Raw genomic sequence first — 1,838 nt, 5'->3', positions numbered from 1 at the left:
AGCGAAACTGCATGGCGGTCGCGTCGCCAAAAACGTGGGAATCTTCCGAAAACGTCGATTGATCAGCGCTTCCTTAGGCTAACTCGCCGAACTTTGCAAGAGGGACAGTGCTCGGGTGAAATAAAGAATATCGAAAACGAAATTTTACTTGTTGATTTTTAGCTATTGGAATACGGAATTAATTTGCGTTATATCAAATGATCGCAAGTATTTATTTATATCTAGAGAATTTAAATCCAATAAGTTTCATTATTTCTCATAAAAAATCGCCCACGCATTCAACTGCCTGTTAAACGACAGCAAGCGATCCCGCAAGCAGCTACCGCTTTCGCGCTGTCTCGAAAAAATTGCACAACTCGGCGGGTACCTCGCTCGCTCCAACGACTCACCACCAGAAAACATCGTCATGTGGCGAGGCATGCGCCGGCTCGCGGGCATGCTGCTTGGCTTTAATCTCGCATCCGAAAGATATGAGTAATCGGAAGGGTGGGACGACGCTTACCTATGAACGCACAATGGCAGAGAAAGAACTTATCGTCGTGTCCGAAATTACTTGACCACTACATGTCATGGCCTGAACGACCAGCGAGTCCCCGTCACGCGTAGTTCGCGCACCAAACTGACCTCTGTCCAAGAGAGTGAGGGCTCCAACCGTATCGAAAATATGAGGCGAATCAACTCAATTCTTTTGAATACGCATGGTATTTGATTTGTCGCACGTGAAACATAAGTTACCTATGAAAAACTTGGTATGTCGTATTTGCGACGATCAACATTTAAATTTCTGGAGAAGATTATGCAACAACTTACTATTGCAGAAGTTAACGAAGTATCGGGTGGGAAATCGTTTTTCTACTGGCTCGGCTATGGCTTTGGCGCGATGGCTGCTAATGCAGGATCAGTGGATATGCTCGGTGCTATGGCGTGCGGAGCGTAACCAAGCGCCACCGAGGTGATCGTACTTCGTTAGAGAGATCGCACCTAGAAAATTTTCACTAATACTGGATGAGTCCGCTATAGTAAAATTATTTTACCAATTGTAATAAATTATTAATGGAGGATGTATGCAAGAATTAACAATGGAAGAAATAGTCGACGTTTCCGGGGGGAAAATGGCTTGGTTATTGATTCTCAACGCGGCTGCCGATTTTATCGAGGGATTTTCTGACGGCTACAAGGCAAAATAGCACGATAATAATGCTTGGCGTGCTTAGTATTCTGAGGCACGCCAAGATCTGTCCCCTATTTAAATCAGCGATAGCCTTTTTGAGGCGTCTATTTTAAGTAATTTTGGGGAGCGAATATTAAGCAATGAATTTGTACGCTTCGTAGCATCCAAATAATAACGAATATGATGGTACGGCCATAACAAAAATGGAATTCCAATTCTGCTTTAGAGGCTAAAAATGGAGCGATATTTCAGCGGCATTCATGAGAAAAACCAATTTATCTTTATTGGCTTGGCTTTTGTCGCATCACTTATTCCTTCGGTTTTTATGCTATGGTTCGTCGACGCGCCTGACCTCAAGAATGGCCAATTATCGATATTGGGAAATTTTTTTCCGTATTTTGTAATATTTTTCATTCCGGTTTTTGAAACTATAGTCTGTCAAGCATTTCCAGCACTGTTAATTGATATATTTTCGTTAAATGCGCCGATTCGAATCCTTGTTATTACACTTCCGTTCTCCTTGGGGCATATTGTCCCAGATCTACCGATTTCTAGTTTTGTTAATGGAATTTCTGGCGGTCTTATTCTAGGGAAGCGCTGATCAATCGACGTTTTCGGAAGATTCCCACGTTTTTGGCGACGCGACCGCCATGCAGTTTCGCTCCCG

The 1,838-nt window shown here is 43.2% G+C and carries 3 protein-coding genes; all 3 read left to right on the top strand.

Translation table 11 applies throughout. The annotated features are described in order from the left end of the window. The first annotated feature begins 796 nt into the window (after window positions 1-796). The 3 genes from V6M87_RS27135 to V6M87_RS27125 all read left to right on the top strand — a co-directional run bounded on the left by V6M87_RS27135 (window position 797) and on the right by V6M87_RS27125 (window position 1,772). Window positions 797-937 carry a hypothetical protein gene (locus V6M87_RS27135; protein ID WP_332879790.1) on the top strand — a complete coding sequence of 47 codons (141 nt, stop codon included), beginning with the start codon at window positions 797-799 and terminating at the stop codon, window positions 935-937. A gap of 127 nt (window positions 938-1,064) precedes the next feature. Further along, on the top strand, window positions 1,065-1,187 hold the full coding sequence (locus V6M87_RS27130) for a class IIb bacteriocin, lactobin A/cerein 7B family (RefSeq protein WP_332879789.1): 123 nt from the start codon (window positions 1,065-1,067) through the stop codon (window positions 1,185-1,187). A 219-nt stretch (window positions 1,188-1,406) separates the two neighbouring features. After that, entirely contained in the window at window positions 1,407-1,772 is a 366-nt protein-coding gene (locus V6M87_RS27125; protein ID WP_332879788.1) for a hypothetical protein, read from the top strand. Window positions 1,773-1,838: the final 66 nt, after the last annotated feature.

Origin of the sequence: Massilia sp. S19_KUP03_FR1 (assembly GCF_036688685.1) — a bacterium.
Classification (GTDB): domain Bacteria; phylum Pseudomonadota; class Gammaproteobacteria; order Burkholderiales; family Burkholderiaceae_D; genus JALYUM01.
This window is presented reverse-complemented; position numbering and strand designations above follow the sequence as displayed.

Coding starts and splice junctions, on each gene's coding strand:
- V6M87_RS27135 (WP_332879790.1), top strand. CDS start 797: ATGCAACAACTTACTATTGCAGAAGTTAACGAAGTATCGGGTGGGAAA.
- V6M87_RS27130 (WP_332879789.1), top strand. CDS start 1,065: ATGCAAGAATTAACAATGGAAGAAATAGTCGACGTTTCCGGGGGGAAA.
- V6M87_RS27125 (WP_332879788.1), top strand. CDS start 1,407: ATGGAGCGATATTTCAGCGGCATTCATGAGAAAAACCAATTTATCTTT.